The following is an 18,255-nucleotide window of genomic DNA, read 5'->3' on the forward strand; positions in this document are numbered from 1 at the left end:
GGTTGGCGGTGGCGGGGTCGTCGGCGGTGGCGGGGTCGTCGGTGGCGGTGGCGTGGTGGGCGGTGGGGTGGTCGGCGGCGGCGGTGTGGTCGGCGGCGGTGGCGTGGTGATCGGTGGCGGTGGTGTGGTCGGGGGCGGCCGCCTGGGCAACGACGGTCGGTTCAACGGCAACGGTCGGTTCAACGACAATGGCCACTTCAACGACAACGGCCGGTTCAACGACAACGGCCGCTTCGATGACCGTTTCGACGACCGCTTCGACGACCGTTTCGATGACCGCGGCCGTCACGAGGTGCGGAACATCCTCGTCCGGCCCAGTGTCATCGCGCGGGGCGGCCAGCTGTCGATCACCGTGAACGGCGAAGCGTGCCAGCGGCCCGGCAGCACGGTGTCCTCGCGGGTCTTCCGCACCACCCTGCTGCGCCGGGTGGGCGGCGACACGTCCATCGCGACGGTCACCGTCGACCGTGACGCGCACCCCGGGTCGTACGACGTCACGGCCCGCTGTGACGACCGAAGGCTGACCCGGCCCGCCGCCTTCACCGTCATCGGCGGTGTCAGCGGTGGTCTCGGTGGCAGCGTCCGCGGAGCGGCGCCCGCCGACGTCGCGATCGGCGGCGGACTGCTGACCGCCGGCGTCGTCGGCGGTGGGCTGTTCTGGCTGCGCCGCAGGTCCGAACGGCGGATCTGATCGGTGCCGGCACCCTTGGCACTGCCCCGCGGAGCGCGTGTGTGACAGGCCTTCGCCCCGGACCTTCTCGCCGAGATCCGGGGCGAGAAGGGCCCCGAGCGGCGAGCGGTCAGGACTCATCGTCCGTGACGCGGCGCGTCATGGACCACGCGGTGCCGACACAGCCGGCGACGAGCGCGGTTCCCAGTCCGATCTCCTTGAGGTCGAAGCCGCCGCCGGAGCTCCCGCCGACACCGGCCTTGACGCCTCGCACGGTGGCCGGGACCTGGACCTGGGTCGGGTCGGAGTAGCCGGTGCCGGAGCGGCCGGGGGCGATGGTCAGCTCGGTGTGGCCGCTCTCGTTGCCGCACTGGAAGGTCACCTGGTGCACCGAGCCCGCTCTGGCGTCTCCGTCGATCAGGGCCGTCGCCGAGGACTGGCCCTTGGGGATGGTGACCGTGTCGAAGACTTCCGAGGAGACCCTGGCGACGGAGTCGCAGCTCTTCGCGGTCAGCCGGAGCCGGCCGCCCGCCGCGATGCTCTGCGGCTGCACGTCGAAGCCGAACGAGGTGATGTTGTTGTTGCCCCGACCGCTGTCACGGCCACTGTCACTGTTTCCGTCGCCGTTTCCGGCGAGAGCGGCAGTTGCGGAAAGGGTGAGCGCGGTCACGCCCAGCACTGCGGCCGAAGCGACGCGTATCGGGTGCATGGTGAGCCTCCGGGTCCCCGAGGAGCCTTGCTGCGGACCTTCCGCCTGCGTCTGAAACGCGCCTCGATGTTCGAAACGCTAGGAAGGCGTGCGCGTGGGCGCGATCGCAGTAGCGCGAATGGGGTAACCGGGTGGGCCGTACGGGGGAATGTGGGTGCGCGACCGGGGGACGGACCCCGTGTGGCGTCCGTCCCCCGGTCCTTTGGCCTCTAAAGGAGGCCGGTCACTTCGGAAGGTGCGGGAACAGTGCCGTGAACGGTTCCGCCGAGGCTGTGATCCCCCGGCTGTAGGGCGCGTCGAAGTCCCAGATCAGGAAAAGCAGGAACGCGATCAGGGCGGAGAAGAGCCCGGCGAGGATCAGTTCCCGCTTGGTGCGCCGGATCTGGAGCGCGAACACCATCCCGATGGTGACCACGGCTCCGGTGATCAGCCCGAACCACACCACGCCCGGCATGGTCGCGTCCGTCGAGTCGGCGCGGGCGTTGCGTGCCGCGTCGGCCGCGGTCACCTGGTCGACCAGCGGCTGGTAGGCCTGGGCCTCGAAGTCCGACCTCGGGTGGTAGTCGCTGACGTCCTGGCGGACGACCTCGAAGAGCCGTCCGCCCTTGACGGTGACACGGTCGTGGTCGGCCATGGTCTTCCACTCGGTTTTGACGACGTATCCGACGTACGCGTCGACATCGCCGCGAATGCGGTCGCGCACGTCCGGCGGGTAGACGCGGACCCGCTCCGAGATCTCGTGCAGGGCCTGGGCCTCCGCCTGCACATGGTCCTGGGCGGCGCTGCGGGCCTCCCAGACTCCGGCGATGGCCAGTCCCAGGACGATGGCGTAGACCACGCCGATCATCATGGTCATGTATTCGATCACGTCCGGGGTCTCGGACGGATCCTCGTCGTCGGGGGCCCGGCGGGTGCGTACGAGGGACACGACGAGGACGACGACACACGCCGCCGCCATCGCGAGGACGAGAACAAGCCATTCCGACAAGGATGCCTCCAGGGGTCAGCGCGGACGCAGCGCCGCGACGGCGAGCAACGCGGGCACGGTGACGAGCAGGGTGAGCGAGACCAGGGACGGTCCGCTGCGGGGCGAGTGCTTGCGCGTCGGGGCGCGGTAGGCCGGATAACTCACGGGGGTGGCCGACGGTTTGGGCCGCGCCTTGTGCGTGGGCGAGGGCGTCGGTGTCGGTGTGGGCTTCGGCGTCGGCGGAGGTGCCGGCCTCGGCGGTGGCGCCACGGCGGGGGGCCGCGGGGTCGGCGAGGCGGGTGGAGGCGGTGGCGGGGGAGCCGGCGGCGGGGGCTTCGGCCTGGGCTTGGGCGGAGGCGCCGGGGGTGGTGGGGGTGGCGGTTTCGGAGTGGGTGGGGGCGTGGGTGACGGGGGCGGCGGGCTGATGGTGCAGAGGTCGCCGCCGGCCACCGCCACCGCGTCCGTGCCGTCCGGGCCGATGGAGGCGTACGCGCAGGAGTCGGCGACCGCCGCCGAGGCCGGCGCGCCGCCGATGATCCAGGTCAGCGTCAGTAGCGCCAACACCCGTATGACGAGGGCGGACCGGGTCCGCTGTGGTCCATGCACGACGGAGATCATGAGGCGTATCGCGCCTGCGCACGCCGGAGCCGACGGGTATTGCCCCCGAACGAAGGACGTCCGGCTCGGACCGGTTTGACGCACCCTCGGGACCTGGCCACCGGGGTGGGAACAGATGCCCGAGAAGCATGGTGGCGTGGGGTGTGTCACAGCGTTCCGAAAGTTTTTTGTGCGGCCGTTGAACACATCCGCCACTCCCGCCCGTACCTAGGGCCATGCGCGGCGCAGCAGGGCGCTGCAACCCTTAACGCGAACAGTGGGAGTTACCCAATGAAGACCTCCTGGCGGAGCGCCTCACTCGTAGCGACAGCTGCGGCCGTGCTGGCGCTCACGACGGCGTGCGGTCAGGAATCGGGCACCCAGTCGACGGGGAGCCAGAACGTGGGCGCCGCCGCGGCTGCCAACGGTTACGGTCAGGCCACCAGTAGCAGCACCACTTCGCCCAACGGCTACGGCGCCGACCAGCAGAGTGCCGCCCCCAAGGCGGAATCCGCAGGTCAGCTGGCCGTCGCGGAAAGCACGACGCTCGGCAAGGTGCTGACCGACAGCGCCGGATTCACCCTGTACCGCTTCGAGAAGGACACCGCCGAGCCGCCGAAGTCGAACTGTGACGGCGACTGCGCGACCGCTTGGCCGCCCGTTCCCGCCGACGGCGCCGTGGCCGCCACCGGTGTGGACAAGGCCCTGCTCGGCGAGGTCACCCGCTCGGACGGCACCAAGCAGCTGACGATCGGCGGCTGGCCGATGTACCGGTACGCCAAGGACACCAAGGCCGGCGACACCAACGGCCAGGGCGTCGGCGGCACTTGGTACGCCTCCGCCCCCGATGGCAAGAAGGCGACCCTGGCCTCCCTGCCGGGCCTGTCGACCCGCAACGACCCCAAGCTCGGCGAGATCATCGTCGACAAGAACGGCCGGACGGTCTACCGCTTCCTGAAGGACCAGGCCTGGCCCGTCCCGAAGTCCGCCTGCACCGGTGCCTGCCTGGAGAAGTGGCCCGTCGTGGCCCCGGTCTCCGCCAGTGACACCAAGGGCGTGCAGAAGAAGGGCCTGATGGGCTTCACCCGCCCGGACGGTGCCAAGCAGATGACCGTCAACTGCTGGCCCATCTACACCTTCTCCGGTGACAAGGCGGCCGGGGACACCAACGGTCAGGGCGTGGGCGGTACTTGGTACGCCGTCGCCCCCGACGGAAAGCCGGTCGGCGCGCCGAAGTAGAGGATCACCTCCCCAGGGTTGATCGATCTCGCCCGGAACAACGCGTACGACCCGGGTCCGCCCCCTCCGCACCGCACGGAGGGGGCGGACCTCTTGGCGTACCCGGAACGCGAAGGGCGCACGGATCACGGCGCGGTTCACTTGCCGAACGAACGCCCGGGAGTTTTCCACACCGGGGATACCCGACCCCCGGATACCGTCGCGACGCTTCGTAACTCCCGCGAACTTTTTGGAATGCTTCGCATCGATTTCGCGGTGACAGGGAACGGCGTGTTCGACCGACCTGCACCGGGCGCCAATTCGGCACATGCCCGAGGCAGTGACGGTGAACGGACGGTCAATTTCCGTTTTGACTCGCTCCTTTGGCGGACGATCAGTAGCCTCAGCTCGAACACTGGATCGCCTACGTCGTCGACTACGCCTTGGAGAGATAGATGGAGCGTCCCGCCTGGGCCCCCCGCAGCATTGACATCTCGGTGCCGAGCGTGTCCCGTATCTATGACTACTACCTGGGCGGTTCGCACAACTTCGAGGTCGACCGGGAAGCCGCGCGCAAGGCGATGGAGTTCATGCCGGGACTGCCCAAGGTCATGCAGGCGAACAGGGCGTTCATGCGCCGTGCCGTGCGTTTCGCGGCCGACGAGGGCATCGACCAGTTCCTCGACATCGGCTCCGGCATCCCGACCTTCGGCAACGTCCACGAGATCGCCCAGACGGCCAGGCCCGGCGCGCACGTCGTGTACGTGGACCACGACCCGGTGGCCGTCGCGCACAGCCAGGCCGTCCTGCGGGACAACGAGGACGCGGACGTGGTCGCGGCCGATCTGCTCAAGCCCCAGGAAATCCTGGCGACTCCCCAGGTGCAGCGGTTGATCGACCTGAACCGTCCGGTGGCCCTCCTCCTCGTTGCCATACTGCACTTCGTGGAGGACGCGGACGACCCGTACGGTGCGGTGGCCGAGCTGCGCGACGCGCTGGCGCCGGGCAGCCTGCTCGTGCTCACGCATGCGTCGTACGAGGGAATCCCGCTCCCGCCGGAGCGGGCCGAGGGCGCGGTCGACGTGTACAAGGACATCCGCAACCCGCTGATCATGCGCTCGCGCGAGGAGATCGCGCGGTTCTTCGAGGGGTACGACATGGTGGAACCCGGCCTGGTGCCGATGCCGAGCTGGCGGCCCGACACGGCACCCGAGGACGAGGATCCTTATTCCTTCTCGGGGTTCGCGGGCGTGGGGCGCACGGCGTGAGCGGCGAACCGGACGGGCCGGAGGACAGACTGCGCAGGTTCGCGACGATCTGGAGCCGGGCGGTCTTTCCGGTCACCTCCACGTCGCTGACCCGGCCGGAGCTCGAGCAGCAACTCGTACCGCTCGCCAGGCTGTTGAGTGACGCGCTGAAGGCGAGGACCTTCGACGCGGCCGCGGGTCAGGCGGTCGGCGCCGCACTGGTCGCCGCGCACTGCACCGACCCCGAGGCGCTCAGCCGCAGCCTCGACTGCGTCGACGCCTATCTGGTGCTCTACTGCGGCGAGGACGGCCCCCAGGAGGCCCTGCGGACCCGCTCGGCGCGTCTGCAGCACGCCATGGCGGCAGGCTTCGCGGGGGCACTGCGGGAGCGGACGCTCGCCGAGCAGGAGGCCATCTCCCAGGCGGCGTTGAACGCGCGCAGCACGGTGGCCGAGGCGCTGCACGCGAGCGAGGCCCGGTTCCGCGCGGTCTTCGAGGGCGCGGCCATAGGAATCGGCATCGCCGACCTCGAAGGCAACATACTGCAGGTCAATGGAGCCCTGCTGCGTATGTTCGGCGGTTCCGAGCAGGGCGTGCGCGGCCGCAAGGTCTCCGAGTGGACGCATCCCGAGGACGCCCCCCAAGTCTGGCGCCTGTACGAGGAGTTGGTACGCGGCGAGCGCGAGCACTACCACGTCGAAAAGGCCTTCTACCGGCCCGACGGCACCGCCCTGTGGACCAACCTGACGGTGTCCCTGCTGCGCGACGCGGACGGCCGGCCGCAGTACCAGCTCGCGCTGATGGAGGACACCACCGAGCGGCGGCTGCTCAATCTGCGGCTGCGCTACGAGGCCACCCACGACGCGCTCACCGGTCTGCCCAACCGGACCCTCTTCTTCGAACGCCTGGAGAAGGCGGTGTCCGCGGGCAACGAGCAGCGCTTCGGCCTGTGCTACCTCGACCTCGACGGCTTCAAGACCATCAACGACAGCCTCGGGCACGCGGCGGGCGACCGGCTGCTCGTCGAGGTCGCCGACCGGTTGCAGTCCTGCGCGACCGCACCCGGCGAGATGGTCGCCCGGCTCGGCGGCGACGAGTTCGTGGCCCTCACCACCGGGCCCGACACCGAGCGCGAGGTGGACGCGCTCGCCGACCGCATCATGAACGCCCTCGTCACCCCGGTCCGCATCGACGGCCGGGAACTGACGGTCCGCGGCAGCATCGGCATCGTCGAGGGCCCGGCGGGTGAGCGCGGCTCGGCGGAGGTGCTGCGCAGCGCCGACATCACGATGTACCGCGCCAAGTCCGCGGGCGGCAACCGCTTCGAGCTCGCCGATCCCGAGGCCGACGCCCGCGCCATCACCCGGCACGGGCTCACCACGGCGCTGCCCGCGGCCCTGGACCGGGGCGAGTTCTTCATCGAGTACCAGCCGCTGGTGCACCTCGGTGACGGCAGCGTGCACGGGGCGGAGGCGCTGGTGCGCTGGCTGCACCCGCAGCACGGCGTTCTCGGCCCCGACCGGTTCATCCCGCTCGCCGAGCACACCGGGCTGATCGTGCCGCTGGGGCGGTGGGTCCTGGAGCAGTCGGTCCGCCAGGCCCGCCAGTGGCAGGAACGACACGCCGACTCGGGCCCTCTGCGGATCAACGTCAACCTGTCGCCCTGCCAGCTGACCCACCCGGGTCTGGTCCAGGACACGGTCGACATCCTGGAGCGTGAAGGGCTCGACGCCGAGGCGCTGTGTCTGGAGGTCACGGAGTCCGCGCTGATCGGCGCCGACGACGATCTGCTGAAGCCGCTGCGGCGCCTGGCCGAGATGGGCGTCGACATCGCCCTCGACGACTTCGGCACCGGCTACTCCAATCTCGCCAATCTCCGCCGTCTGCCTGTGAGCATCCTCAAGCTGGACCGCTCCTTCACCCAGGGCATGCAGCAGTTCCCGGCGGACCCCGTCGACCTCAAGATCGTCGAGGGGATCGTTTCGCTCGCCCACAGTCTCGACCTCGCGGTCACCGTGGAGGGCGTCGAAACGGGCGCACAGGCCGAGCAGTTGCGGATACTGGGCTGCGACACGGCCCAGGGCTGGTACTACGCCCGCCCGGGCCCACCGGAGCGGCTGCACGAACTGGCCCTGGTGGACGCCACAGGCTGAGGCTTCGGGCGCGGCGTGGTCTCCTGGAGCGGAGGCCGTGCCGCTGTCCGCGCAGCCGTGACCGGCGCAGCGGCCGGTGCAGGCCCGCGAACGTCAGCTGCGTCTCGGCCTCCACGCCGACCGTCGGACGACGCCCTCCGTGAGGGCCCTGGGTATCGCCGCCGTGGAGCAACCGAAGGAGCTGAGAAGGATGGGCACGCAACTCCAGGGCAGAACCGCCGTCGTCACCGGCGCGAGCAAGGGCATCGGACTGGCCGTCGCCGAGGCGCTGGCCGGGGCGGGGGCGACGGTGATCGCCGGGTCGCGCACCACGACGCCGGGTCTCGACGCGCTGGTCAAGCAGGGCGGTGTGTCCTGGGTGCCGGTGGACCTGGCCGAACCCGGTGCGGCCGAGCGCCTCGTGGCGGCGGCGGCCGGCCGGCTGGACATCCTGGTCAACAACGTCGGCGCGGCCCCCGCCCGCATGGGCGGATTCCTGTCGGTGACCGACGAGGACTGGCAGCGCACGGTCGATCTGAACCTCCTCACGGCCGTACGGGTCACCCGCGCCGCCCTGCCCCTGATGCTGTCCGCGGGGCAGGGCTCGGTCGTGACGGTCGCCTCGGTCAACGCCACCCTGCCCGACCCGATGGTGATCGACTACAGCGCGGGCAAGGCCGCGCTGGTCGCCTTCTCCAAGGCGCTGTCCAAGGAGGTCGGCCCCCAGGGCATCCGGGTCAACACCGTCAGCCCGGGCCCGGTGGAGACCGAGCTGTGGCTCGGCGGCGACGGGGTGGCGGCCACGGTCTCGGCAGCCGCCGGGATCACCCCGGACGACGTGGTCGCCCAGGCGTCCGGTGCCACGGTCACCGGCCGCTTCTCCCAGCCGTCCGAGGTCGCCGACCTGGTCCTCTTCCTCGCCGGCGACCAGTCCCGCAACATCACGGGCAGCGACTTCGTCATCGACGGCGGCTTCATCCCGACCTGGTGACGTACCGACCGGCCTTTTGAGCCCTCCGCGCCGGTCAGCGTTCCAGCAGCATCCGCTGGAGTTCGCGGGCCGCGCGCGGCGGAGCCACATCGCTGCGGTGGGCCAGGGCGATGACGCGGTGGAGTCCGGGGCGTGCGAGCGGTGTCACCCGCAGGCCGCGTCCCGAGCGCGTCGCGACCATGCGCGGGACGACGGCCACGCCGAGCCCCGCCCTGACGAAACCCAGCACCGCGTCCATCTCGCCGCCCTCGACGGCGAAGTCCGGCTCGAAGCCCTCGGCGCGGCAGGCGGCGACGGTCAGTTCCCGCAGGTCGTAGCCGTGCCGGAACATCACAAGGCGTTCGCCCTCCAGGTCGGGGATGCGCACGGTGCGTCCGGTCCCCGGCGCGGGCGCGTCCGGTGACGACACCACGACCAGGTCCTCACGCAGCAGCTCCACCGTCGTCAGCGCCGGGGAAGGGGTGGGCAGCGGGAGGACGACCAGGGCGAGGTCCAACGCGCCGCGCGCGAGTTCCCGTACGAGATCGTGGGAGCCGCCCTCCTCGATCAGCAGCCGGATGCCGGGATAGCGGTCGTGGAAGGCGCGCAGGACATCCGGAAGCAGGCCGGTGCACAGGCTCGGCGTCGCGCCCAGGCGGACCCGGCCGCTGCGCAGCTGGGCCAGTTCCTGCACCTCGTGCCGGGCCGTGTCCGCGTCGGCGAGGATGCGCCGGGCCAGTGGCAGCAGCGCCTCGCCCGCGTCCGTCAGCGTGATGTTGCCCCGCGCGCGGAGAAAGAGGTCCGCCCCCAACTCCCGTTCCAGCGCCTTGATCTGCTGGGACAGGGACGGCTGGGCGACATGGACCAGATCGGCGGCCCGGGTGAAGTGCCGGGTCTCGGCGACCGCCACGAAGTACTGGAGCTGCTGGAACTGCATCCCTCCATCATAGGCTCCGGCTATCGAAACGAGCCGGACCATGTCTTGGACCGATCGGCTCCCGTGGCCCTAGCTTCTGAGGCATGGCTCTGGCAACGCGGACGGACCGACGACCGTCGATGACGCGCACCGTGTGGGACAGCTCCGTCGGGAAGAAGACCGTGATGGCGGTCAGCGGCCTGATCATGCTGATGTACCTGGTCGTACACATGTTCGGCAACCTGAAGATCTTCTTCGGCGCGGGCGACTTCAACCACTACGCCCACTGGCTGCGCACCCTCGGTGAGCCCTTCCTGCACTACGAGTGGGCCCTGTGGATCATCCGCGTGGTCCTGGTCGTCGCCGTCGTCGCCCACGTCACCGCCGCGTACCAGCTCAGCCGCCGCGACATCAGGGCGCGCCCGAACAAGTACGTCCACAAGAAGCCCAGGTCCAGCTACGCGACCCGCACGATGCGCTGGGGCGGGATCATCCTCGGCCTGTTCATCGTCTGGCACATCCTCGACCTGACGACCGGCACCGCGCACCCCGGCGGCTTCCAGCCCGGACACCCGTACCAGAACGTGATCGACACCTTCTCGACCTGGTACGGCGACGTGATCTACATCGTCGCGATGCTCGCGCTCGGCCTGCACATCCGGCACGGCTTCTGGAGCGCCGCACAGACCCTGGGTGCCGGCAACCGCACCCGCGACCGCGCCCTCAAGGCCATCGCCGACGTCCTCGCGCTGGTGCTGACGGTGGGCTTCATCTCCGTACCCGTCGGTGTCATGACCGGATTGGTGAGCTGACATGACCGCAGCCTCTGAATACGCCGCGTACTCGACCGGTGCGCCCGTCGTCGACAGCAAGGCCCCCGAGGGCCCGGTCAACGAGCGCTGGGACACCCGTCGCTTCGAGGCCAAGCTCGTCAACCCCGCCAACCGCCGCAAGCACACGGTGATCGTGGTCGGTACCGGCCTCGCGGGCGGCTCGGCGGGCGCCACGCTCGCCGAGCAGGGCTACCACGTCGTCCAGTTCTGCTACCAGGACTCGCCCCGCCGCGCCCACTCGATCGCCGCCCAGGGCGGCATCAACGCGGCGAAGAACTACCGCAACGACGGGGACTCCGTCCACCGGCTGTTCTACGACACCGTCAAGGGCGGAGACTTCCGGGCCCGCGAGTCCAACGTCCACCGTCTCGCGCAGATCTCGGTCGAGATCATCGACCAGTGCGTCGCCCAGGGCGTGCCCTTCGCGCGGGAGTACGGGGGTCTGCTCGACACCCGTTCCTTCGGCGGCGTCCAGGTGTCCCGCACCTTCTACGCCCGCGGCCAGACCGGCCAGCAGCTCCTGCTCGGCGCCTACCAGGCCCTGTCGCGGCAGATCGCGGCCGGCAACATCGAGATGCATCCGCGCACCGAGATGCTCGACCTGATCGTGGTCGACGGACGGGCGCGCGGCATCGTGGCGCGGGATCTCATCACCGGCCGGATCGACACGTACTACGCGGACGCCGTCGTCCTGGCCAGCGGTGGCTACGGCAACGTCTTCTACCTGTCGACGAACGCCATGAACTCCAACGCCACCGCGGTCTGGCGGGCGCACCGGCGCGGCGCCTACTTCGCCAACCCCTGCTTCACCCAGATCCACCCCACCTGCATCCCGCGCACCGGCGACCACCAGGCCAAGCTCACCCTGATGAGCGAGTCGCTGCGCAACGACGGCCGTATCTGGGTCCCCAAGGCCCAGGGCGACACCCGCCCGCCGAACGAGATCCCCGAGGACGAGCGCGACTACTACCTGGAGCGGATCTACCCCTCCTTCGGCAACCTGGTCCCGCGCGACATCGCCTCCCGCGCCGCGAAGAACGTCTGCGACGAGGGCCGCGGAGTCGGTCCCGGCGGACAGGGCGTCTACCTGGACTTCGCCGACGCGATCGGGCGGATGGGCAGGGCGAAGGTCGAGGAGAAGTACGGCAACCTCTTCGACATGTACGCCCGGATCACCGCCGAGGACCCGTACACCGTGCCCATGCGGATCTACCCGGCCGTGCACTACACGATGGGCGGACTGTGGGTCGACTACGACCTCCAGACCACCATCCCGGGCCTGTTCGCGATCGGCGAGGCCAACTTCTCCGACCACGGCGCCAACCGCCTCGGCGCCTCGGCCCTGATGCAGGGCCTCGCCGACGGCTACTTCGTGCTGCCGTCGACCATCAACGACTACCTCGCCCGCAACCCGCACCACGCTGAGGTGACGGACGAACACCCCGCCGTCCAGGAGGTGCTGGCCGAGACCGAGGACCGGCTGCGGCTGCTCCTGGCCGTCGACGGCGACCGCACCCCCGACTCCTTCCACCGCGAACTCGGCGAACTCATGTGGGAGTTCTGCGGCATGGCTCGCACCGAGACGGGTCTGCGCAAGGCCCTGGAGCGCATCCCGCAGATCCGCGAGGAGTTCTGGCGGCGCATCAAGGTCCCCGGCACCGGCGAGGAGTTCAACCAGTCCCTGGAAAAGGCCAACCGCGTCGTCGACTACATCGAGCTCGCCGAGCTGATGTGCCTCGACGCGCTGCACCGGTCCGAGTCCTGCGGCGGCCACTTCCGCGAGGAGTCCCAGACCCCGGACGGCGAGGCCGCCCGCAAGGACGAGGAGTTCTCGTACGCCGCCGCGTGGGAGTTCACCGACACCGGCGCCGCACCCGTCCTGCACAAGGAAGACCTGGTCTTCGAGTACGTCCACCCCACCCAGCGGAGCTACGCATGAAGCTCACCCTGCGCGTCTGGCGCCAGAAGAACGCCGACGCCGACGGAGCGATGTCCACGTACGAGGTGGACGACATCTCGGCCGACATGTCCTTCCTGGAGATGCTCGACACCCTCAACGAGGAACTCATCCTCAAGGGCGAGGACCCCGTCGCCTTCGACCACGACTGCCGCGAGGGCATCTGCGGCGCGTGCAGCCTGGTCATCAACGGCGACGCCCACGGACCCGAGCGCACGACCACCTGCCAGCTGCACATGCGGTCCTTCCAGGACGGCGACACCATCGACGTCGAGCCCTGGCGCGCCTCCGCCTTCCCGGTCGTGAAGGACCTCGTGGTGGACCGCTCGGCCTTCGACCGGATCATCCAGGCCGGCGGGTACATCACCGCCCCCACCGGCGCCGCGCCCGAGGCCCACGCGGCGCCCGTACCGAAACCGGACGCCGACTTCGCGTTCGAGCACGCCGAGTGCATCGGCTGCGGTGCGTGCGTGGCCGCCTGCCCCAACGGGGCCGCGATGCTCTTCACCTCGGCCAAGATCAACCATCTGAACGTGCTGCCACAGGGGGCGCCCGAGCGGGAGACGCGGGTGCTGGACATGGTGGCGCAGATGGACGAGGAGGGGTTCGGAGGATGCACGCTGGCCGGGGAGTGCGCGACCGCCTGCCCGAAGGGGATTCCGCTGGTTTCCATCACCGGGATGAACAAGGAGTGGCTGCGAGCCGCTCGTAAGTCAGGGCGTCGCTGAGGCGGTGGTCCGACCGCGGGTCTGTCGGGGGCCCGTTGTTAAGGAAACGTTCGCCGGGAAGGTGCGGACGGGCGGGGCCGGGAGTGGTGCTCATTCCCGGTCCCGTCTCGCATTCGGGGCAATCGCCTGGCATTCAACATCCCCACATCCTGGCTCCTGGCACAGGTCACGTGCAGGCCAACCGGCATCGGAAGAACAGGAGCGCGCGGGCCGTACCGAACCGGTCTGCCGCCGCTGTGCCGAACCGGCCCGTGACCAGGAGAGTGCCATGACCGGCGTTTCCACCCTCGACAGCCCCCCGCAGCCCCTGGCCCCCACCCGCTACACCGTCTCACTCGCCCGTACCGAGGCCGACGTCCGGGCCGCGCAGCGGCTGCGGCACGACGTCTTCGCCGGCGAGATGGGCGCCCTGCTGACCACGCCGCAGCCGGGGCTCGACATCGACGCCTTCGACGCCTACTGCGATCACCTGCTGGTCCGTGACACGCTGACCGACCAGGTCGTCGGCACCTACCGCCTGCTGCCCCCGGAGCGCGCCGCGATCGCCGGCCGGCTCTACTCGGAGGGCGAGTTCGACGTGACCCCGCTCGACGCGATCCGCCCGGGACTCGTCGAGGTCGGGCGCTCCTGCGTGCACCCCGACCACCGCGACGGCGCCGTCATCGGCCTCATCTGGGCCGGGATAGCCCGTTACATGGTCGAGGGCGGCCACGAGTGGCTCGCTGGCTGCTGCTCGATCCCGCTCGCCGACGGCGGCGAGCTCGCGGCCGGAACCTGGGACCGGGTGCAGGCCAAGCACCTGGCACCCGAGGAGTACCGGGTACGACCGCTGCTGCCGTGGACCGCGGAGGGTGTCACCCGCCAGATCCGCACCGAACTGCCCCCGCTCCTGCGCGGCTATCTGCGGCTCGGTGCCTGGGTCTGCGCCGCGCCCGCGCACGACCCGGACTTCGGGGTCGCGGACCTGTTCGTGCTGCTGTCGATGCGCCGGGTCAACCCGCGCTATCTGCGGCACTTCCTCTCGCTCGTCCCGGCCTGATGAGCGTCTGGCTGCCCAGCGCGCCCTGCACCCCCAGGGCGTGCGTCGAGGCGACGGGGTCCGCCACGGCCGTACCGCGTGCCGTGCTGCGGCTCGCGGCGGTCCTGGTCGTGGTCGCCACCGGGGTCGTGCTGTTGCCGCTCGGCGGGCGGATCCCCGCCGAGCCGGTACGGCGCTGGTGCCGGGCGATCGTGCGGGCCGCGGGTGTCCGCGTCCGGATCACCGGCCCCGCCGTCCCCACCGGCGGGCTGCTGATCGTCGCCAACCACATCTCCTGGCTGGACATCCCGCTCCTCGCCGCCGTCCGGCCGGCCAGGATGCTCGCCAAGTCCGAGATCCGGCAGTGGCCGGTGGCGGGACCGCTGGCCGCGCGCGGCGGCGTCCTGTTCATCGAACGCGACCGGCTGCGCGCGCTGCCGGACACGGTGGCGCGGATCGCCGGGCTGCTGCGCGACGGGGCGGCCGTCGTGGCCTTCCCGGAGGGCAGCACCTGGTGCGGCAGGGCGCAGGGACACTTCCGGCGGGCCGTCTTCCAGGCCGCGCTCGACGCGGGGGTGCCGGTCCAGCCGGTGCACATCCACTACCGGCTCGCCGGGGGAGTGGCGAGCACCGCGCCCGCCTTCGTCGGGAACGACTCGCTGCTCGCCTCCCTGTGGCGGGTGGCCTCGGCACGCGGGCTGGTGGCGGAGGTCGAGGTACGGCCCACGCTCGTCCCGGGCAGCCACCCGGATCGCCGGGAGCTGGCCCGCGCGGCGCAAGGGGGGTTGCATTCCCAGGGCGCACGCGCGTCGGCTCTCACCCATCGCTGACGTATCAGGGCGCGGCGACCTGAAGGTACGGGGCCGGTGGCCGGCGGTAGGGTTATCGGCCCCGAGCGAGTGCCCGGGTGAGGTACGGAGCCGTCACGCTGCCCTCCGTCCGTGCCACCTCGGCCGGGGGGCCCGCGGCCACGATCCGGCCGCCCGCGTCCCCGCCGCCAGGACCCAGTCCGCGCCCCCGACCACGGAACAGGGAGCGTAGGTGCTCAGCAGGGGCAGCAGCTCCACGCTCACGAACCGTTCCTGTGGACTGAGCGGGATTGAGCCCGATCAGCCGCACGCCCCGAACGGTCTTGGGCGCACTGGTCCCCGGCGTACTCAGCCCCGGGGCGGCGACACGCATCCTGTGCGTGGTCCGATCCCGGGAGGCCGGTTCCCTGTGCGACCTGGCCATGTGGGCACGGCCAGAGGCGGCGGGGAGGCCCCGAACCATCACTCCGGTGGAGCGGGGGCCCCGCACGCTGGCACCACACCCGGCGTCCCAGATCGCACGGCAACGCTAACCCGGACGGCCCAGGGCACCGCAAGCCCGCGAGCCGACCATTACACGATCGAGTTAAAGCGGCCCTGTGTGCACTCCTCGGCGAACAGTTGCTAACCCCTCGCCCTGGCAGGTCTCGCAGCGCCCGCCCGCGACGTTGAAGGAGAAGCGCCCCACCCCGTAGTCGCGCCTTCGTGCCTCCTGGGCCCCGGCGAAGACCTTGCGCACGACGTCGAAGAGGCCCGTGTACGTGGCGAGATTCGAGCGTGGGGTACGGCCGATGGGCCTCTGGTCGACGGAGACGAGCCGTCCCACCCCCTCCAGCTCCTCGGTCACCTCGCCGATGAGGGTGGACTTGCCCGAGCCGGAGACACCCGTGACGGCGGTGAGCGCACCGAGCGGGAACGCGGCGCTCACCCCGCGCAGGTTGTGGCGGCTCACCGGCCCCACCTGCAACTGCCCTTGCGCGGAACGGACTTCACGATGCGGCGCGGGGGAGCGGTCGAAGAGGAAGCGGGCCGTGGCCGACTCCGCCACCCCGGCCAGCTCCGCCACCGGACCGCTGTGCAGCACCCGCCCGCCGTGCTCACCCGCCCGCGGACCGACGTCGACGAGCCAGTCGGCACCCCGTACGACATCCAGATGGTGCTCTACCACGAACACCGAGTTGCCCGCCGCCTTCAGCCGGTCCAGGACCGTGAGCAGGGCCTCCGTGTCCGCCGGGTGCAGACCCGCGGACGGTTCGTCGAGGACGTACACGACACCGAAAAGACCGGAGCGCAACTGTGTGGCCAGTCGCAGTCGTTGCAACTCCCCCGCGGAGAGGGTCGGAGTGGCCCGGTCGAGGCTGAGGTAACCGAGGCCGAGTTCGGCGACAGGGGCGATCCGTGCCCTCAGGTCATCGGTGAGGACGCGGGCCGCCTCTCCGCGGGGCTCCAGGGTCCCGGCCAGCTCGGACAGCGGCAGCGCCGCCAGTTCGGCGATCGTGCGGCCCGCGAAGGTCACCGCCAGCGCCTCGGGGCGCAGCCGGCTGCCGCCGCACACCGGGCACGGGGCGCTGGTCAGGAACCGCTCGGCCCTGGCCCGCAGCGTCGGGCTCTTCGAAGCGGAGAACGTCTTCATGACATAGCGCCGGGCGCTCATGTACGTGCCCTGGTAGGGGCGTTGGATCCGGTCCGCGTCCCGTACCGGATGCACGGTGACGACCGGCTGCTCGTCCGTGAACAGGATCCACTCCCGCTGCTCGGCCGGCAGCTCGCGCCACGGCCGGTCCACGTCGTACCCCAGCGTGTCGAGCACGTCGCGCAGGTTCTTGCCCTGCCAGGCGCCGGGCCACGCGGCGATCGCCCCCGCGCGGATCGACAGCGACGGGTCCGGGACCAGCGACTCCTCGGTCGTACGGTGGACCCGGCCGAGACCGTGACACTCCGGGCAGGCCCCGGTGGCGGTGTTCGGCGAGAAGGCGTCCGAGTCGAGGCGTTCGGCGCCCCGCGGATAGTCGCCCGCACGTGAGAACAGCATCCGCAGGGAGTTGGAGAGGTTGGTGACCGTGCCCACGGACGAGCGTGAGGTGGGCGCCGAGCGGCGCTGCTGGAGCGAGACCGCGGGCGGCAGCCCGGTGATGTCCCCCACCTTCGGCGCCCCGACCTGGTGGATCAGCCGTCGCGCGTACGGCGCCACCGACTCGAAGTAGCGGCGCTGGGCCTCCGCGTAGATCGTGCCGAACGCCAGCGAGGACTTGCCCGAGCCCGAGACCCCGGTGAAGACCACGAGGACATCGCGCGGGATGTCGACGTCCACACCCTGGAGATTGTGCTCGCGGGCGCCCCGCACACGGACGTACGCGTCGTGGCGGCGGTGCGGGTCGGACATCGACGGGACTCCTGGCGGGGGGCTCGGGGCAAACCCCACGATTCTAGGCCGCGGTCAGTCCCGCGACCCGAGCGAGCCTCCGGAAGGAGTCCAGCAGGGCCCCGCGGTCGTACGTACTGGTCGTGACCAGCACCTCCTGCGCGCCGGTCTCCTCGATCAGCGTCTCCAGCTCGTGCTCGACCTGTTTCTCGGTGCCCGAGATCTGCCCCGCGAGCGCCGACTCGTAGAAATGCCGCTCCTTGCCGTTCATCGGGAGATCCTCGACCCGCTCGGCGGGCGGCAGCGGCGGGAAGGTGCCGTGCGTGCGGGCGTACGCCATTGACCACGCCTCGGGGAGGAGCAGCCGCATCGCCTCGTCCGGGGTCCCGGCGACCGCGACGGCGCCGGAGACGACGACGTACGGCTCCGCCGCCCACACGGAGGGGCGGAACGTCGCGCGGTAGTGGTCGATCCCGCGCCGCATCTTCTCCCGGTTCCGGATGTCCCCGATGACCAGGGGCAGGCCCGCGCGCGCCGCGATCGTGGCGCCCTCGTTCAGGGCGAGCACGAAGGGCGGCACGGTCAGCCCCTCCGAGGGGCGCGCGTGCACTCCCGCCGACGACGGGCCGTGGAACCAGCCGAGCAGCTCGTCGAGCTGCCCCGCGAAGTCGTCGGCGACGTCCTTGTCGCGCCCCAGCGCCCTGCGCACCCCGTCCGTGAAGCCGACCGAACGCCCGAGCCCCATGTCGATCCGCCCGGGGAACAGGGACTCGAGCACACCGAACTGCTCGGCCACGACCAGGGGCTGGTGGTTGGGCAGCATCACCCCGCCGGTACCGACCCGGATCGTCCGGGTGGCGGCGGCGACCGCGGCGGCCAGCACGGTGGGCGCGGACCCGGCGACCCCGGGCACACCGTGGTGCTCCGAGACCCAGATCCGGTGGTATCCGAGCCCTTCCAGCTCCTGGGCCAGACGCACGGTGTCCCGCAGCGCCTCGGCGGCGTCGTGCCCCTCGCGGGTGCGTGAGCGGTCGAGGACGGAGAAGCGCGTCGCCGCGAGGCGGGAGTCCCGTCCCGGTGGACCGGCGTGATCGTGTGGGCTCGGCATGACTCTTCGGATGA

General features: G+C 71.0%; 14 protein-coding genes and 2 pseudogenes. 10 read left to right on the plus strand and 6 right to left on the minus strand.

Annotated elements, in window-relative coordinates; all coding sequences use genetic code 11:
- Positions 1-236: 236 nt before the first annotated feature.
- Positions 237-691 (plus strand): annotated as a pseudogene (locus ACZ69M_RS47080) (hypothetical protein).
- 109 nt (positions 692-800) lie between these two features.
- Here ACZ69M_RS47080 and ACZ69M_RS47085 read toward each other — a convergent pair.
- The 3 genes from ACZ69M_RS47085 to ACZ69M_RS47095 form a co-directional block, all read right to left on the minus strand.
- Positions 801-1,379: a hypothetical protein gene (locus tag ACZ69M_RS47085; protein WP_470059866.1), complete on the minus strand. Its 579-nt coding sequence runs from the start codon at positions 1,377-1,379 to the stop codon at positions 801-803.
- 223 nt (positions 1,380-1,602) lie between these two features.
- Entirely contained in the window at positions 1,603-2,367 is a 765-nt protein-coding gene (locus tag ACZ69M_RS47090) for a bestrophin-like domain (RefSeq protein WP_470059867.1), read from the minus strand.
- A gap of 15 nt (positions 2,368-2,382) precedes the next feature.
- Positions 2,383-2,952 (minus strand): hypothetical protein, encoded by a 570-nt coding sequence (locus tag ACZ69M_RS47095; RefSeq protein WP_470059868.1) that lies wholly within the window; start codon positions 2,950-2,952, stop codon positions 2,383-2,385.
- Positions 2,953-3,234: 282 nt separating this feature from the next.
- Between ACZ69M_RS47095 and ACZ69M_RS47100 the strand changes: the two genes are divergently transcribed.
- From ACZ69M_RS47100 to ACZ69M_RS47115, 4 genes are all read left to right on the plus strand, one after another.
- Entirely contained in the window at positions 3,235-4,182 is a 948-nt protein-coding gene (locus ACZ69M_RS47100; protein ID WP_060897635.1) for an SCO0930 family lipoprotein, read from the plus strand.
- A 434-nt stretch (positions 4,183-4,616) separates the two neighbouring features.
- Positions 4,617-5,429: an SAM-dependent methyltransferase gene (locus ACZ69M_RS47105; protein WP_470059869.1), complete on the plus strand. Its 813-nt coding sequence runs from the start codon at positions 4,617-4,619 to the stop codon at positions 5,427-5,429.
- A complete protein-coding gene (locus ACZ69M_RS47110; protein ID WP_470059870.1) occupies positions 5,426-7,561 on the plus strand; it encodes a putative bifunctional diguanylate cyclase/phosphodiesterase in 2,136 nt (711 codons plus the stop codon). Before ACZ69M_RS47105 ends, ACZ69M_RS47110 begins: the two co-directional genes overlap by 4 nt.
- Positions 7,562-7,751: 190 nt before the next feature.
- Positions 7,752-8,531, plus strand: coding sequence for an oxidoreductase (locus tag ACZ69M_RS47115; RefSeq protein WP_470059871.1), 780 nt, complete (start codon positions 7,752-7,754; stop codon positions 8,529-8,531).
- 34 nt (positions 8,532-8,565) lie between these two features.
- On the opposite strand, the gene ACZ69M_RS47120 is transcribed toward ACZ69M_RS47115, so the two are convergent.
- Positions 8,566-9,447 (minus strand): LysR family transcriptional regulator, encoded by an 882-nt coding sequence (locus ACZ69M_RS47120; RefSeq protein WP_075027892.1) that lies wholly within the window; start codon positions 9,445-9,447, stop codon positions 8,566-8,568.
- Positions 9,448-9,566: 119 nt separating this feature from the next.
- Here ACZ69M_RS47120 and ACZ69M_RS47125 point away from each other — a divergent pair, with 119 nt between their 5' ends.
- The 5 genes from ACZ69M_RS47125 (at position 9,567) to ACZ69M_RS47145 (ending at position 14,792) form a co-directional block, all read left to right on the plus strand.
- Positions 9,567-10,238, plus strand: coding sequence for a succinate dehydrogenase (locus tag ACZ69M_RS47125; RefSeq protein WP_470059886.1), 672 nt, complete (start codon positions 9,567-9,569; stop codon positions 10,236-10,238).
- A 1-nt stretch (position 10,239) separates the two neighbouring features.
- On the plus strand, positions 10,240-12,198 hold the full coding sequence (locus tag ACZ69M_RS47130; protein ID WP_470059872.1) for a fumarate reductase/succinate dehydrogenase flavoprotein subunit: 1,959 nt from the start codon (positions 10,240-10,242) through the stop codon (positions 12,196-12,198).
- Positions 12,195-12,944: a succinate dehydrogenase/fumarate reductase iron-sulfur subunit gene (locus tag ACZ69M_RS47135; protein WP_403698271.1), complete on the plus strand. Its 750-nt coding sequence runs from the start codon at positions 12,195-12,197 to the stop codon at positions 12,942-12,944. The genes ACZ69M_RS47130 and ACZ69M_RS47135 overlap by 4 nt, the downstream gene beginning before the upstream one ends.
- Before the next feature lie 268 nt (positions 12,945-13,212).
- Positions 13,213-13,983, plus strand: a complete 771-nt coding sequence (locus tag ACZ69M_RS47140) for a GNAT family N-acetyltransferase (protein ID WP_403698273.1) — start codon at positions 13,213-13,215, stop codon at positions 13,981-13,983.
- The gene (locus tag ACZ69M_RS47145) at positions 13,983-14,792 is read left to right on the plus strand and encodes a lysophospholipid acyltransferase family protein (RefSeq protein ID WP_470059873.1); all 810 of its coding nucleotides are present in this window, start codon (positions 13,983-13,985) and stop codon (positions 14,790-14,792) included. The genes ACZ69M_RS47140 and ACZ69M_RS47145 overlap by 1 nt, the downstream gene beginning before the upstream one ends.
- A 52-nt stretch (positions 14,793-14,844) precedes the next feature.
- On the opposite strand, the pseudogene ACZ69M_RS47150 reads toward ACZ69M_RS47145, so the two are convergent.
- Together ACZ69M_RS47150 and ACZ69M_RS47155 are read right to left on the minus strand one after the other, a co-directional pair.
- A pseudogene (locus tag ACZ69M_RS47150) lies at positions 14,845-17,154 on the minus strand (excinuclease ABC subunit UvrA).
- Between the two features lie 43 nt (positions 17,155-17,197).
- Positions 17,198-18,241 carry an LLM class flavin-dependent oxidoreductase gene (locus tag ACZ69M_RS47155; RefSeq protein WP_470059874.1) on the minus strand — a complete coding sequence of 348 codons (1,044 nt, stop codon included), beginning with the start codon at positions 18,239-18,241 and terminating at the stop codon, positions 17,198-17,200.
- Between the last annotated feature and the right edge of the window lie 14 nt (positions 18,242-18,255).

The sequence above is a fragment of the Streptomyces sp. NPDC107454 genome, assembly GCF_055582885.1.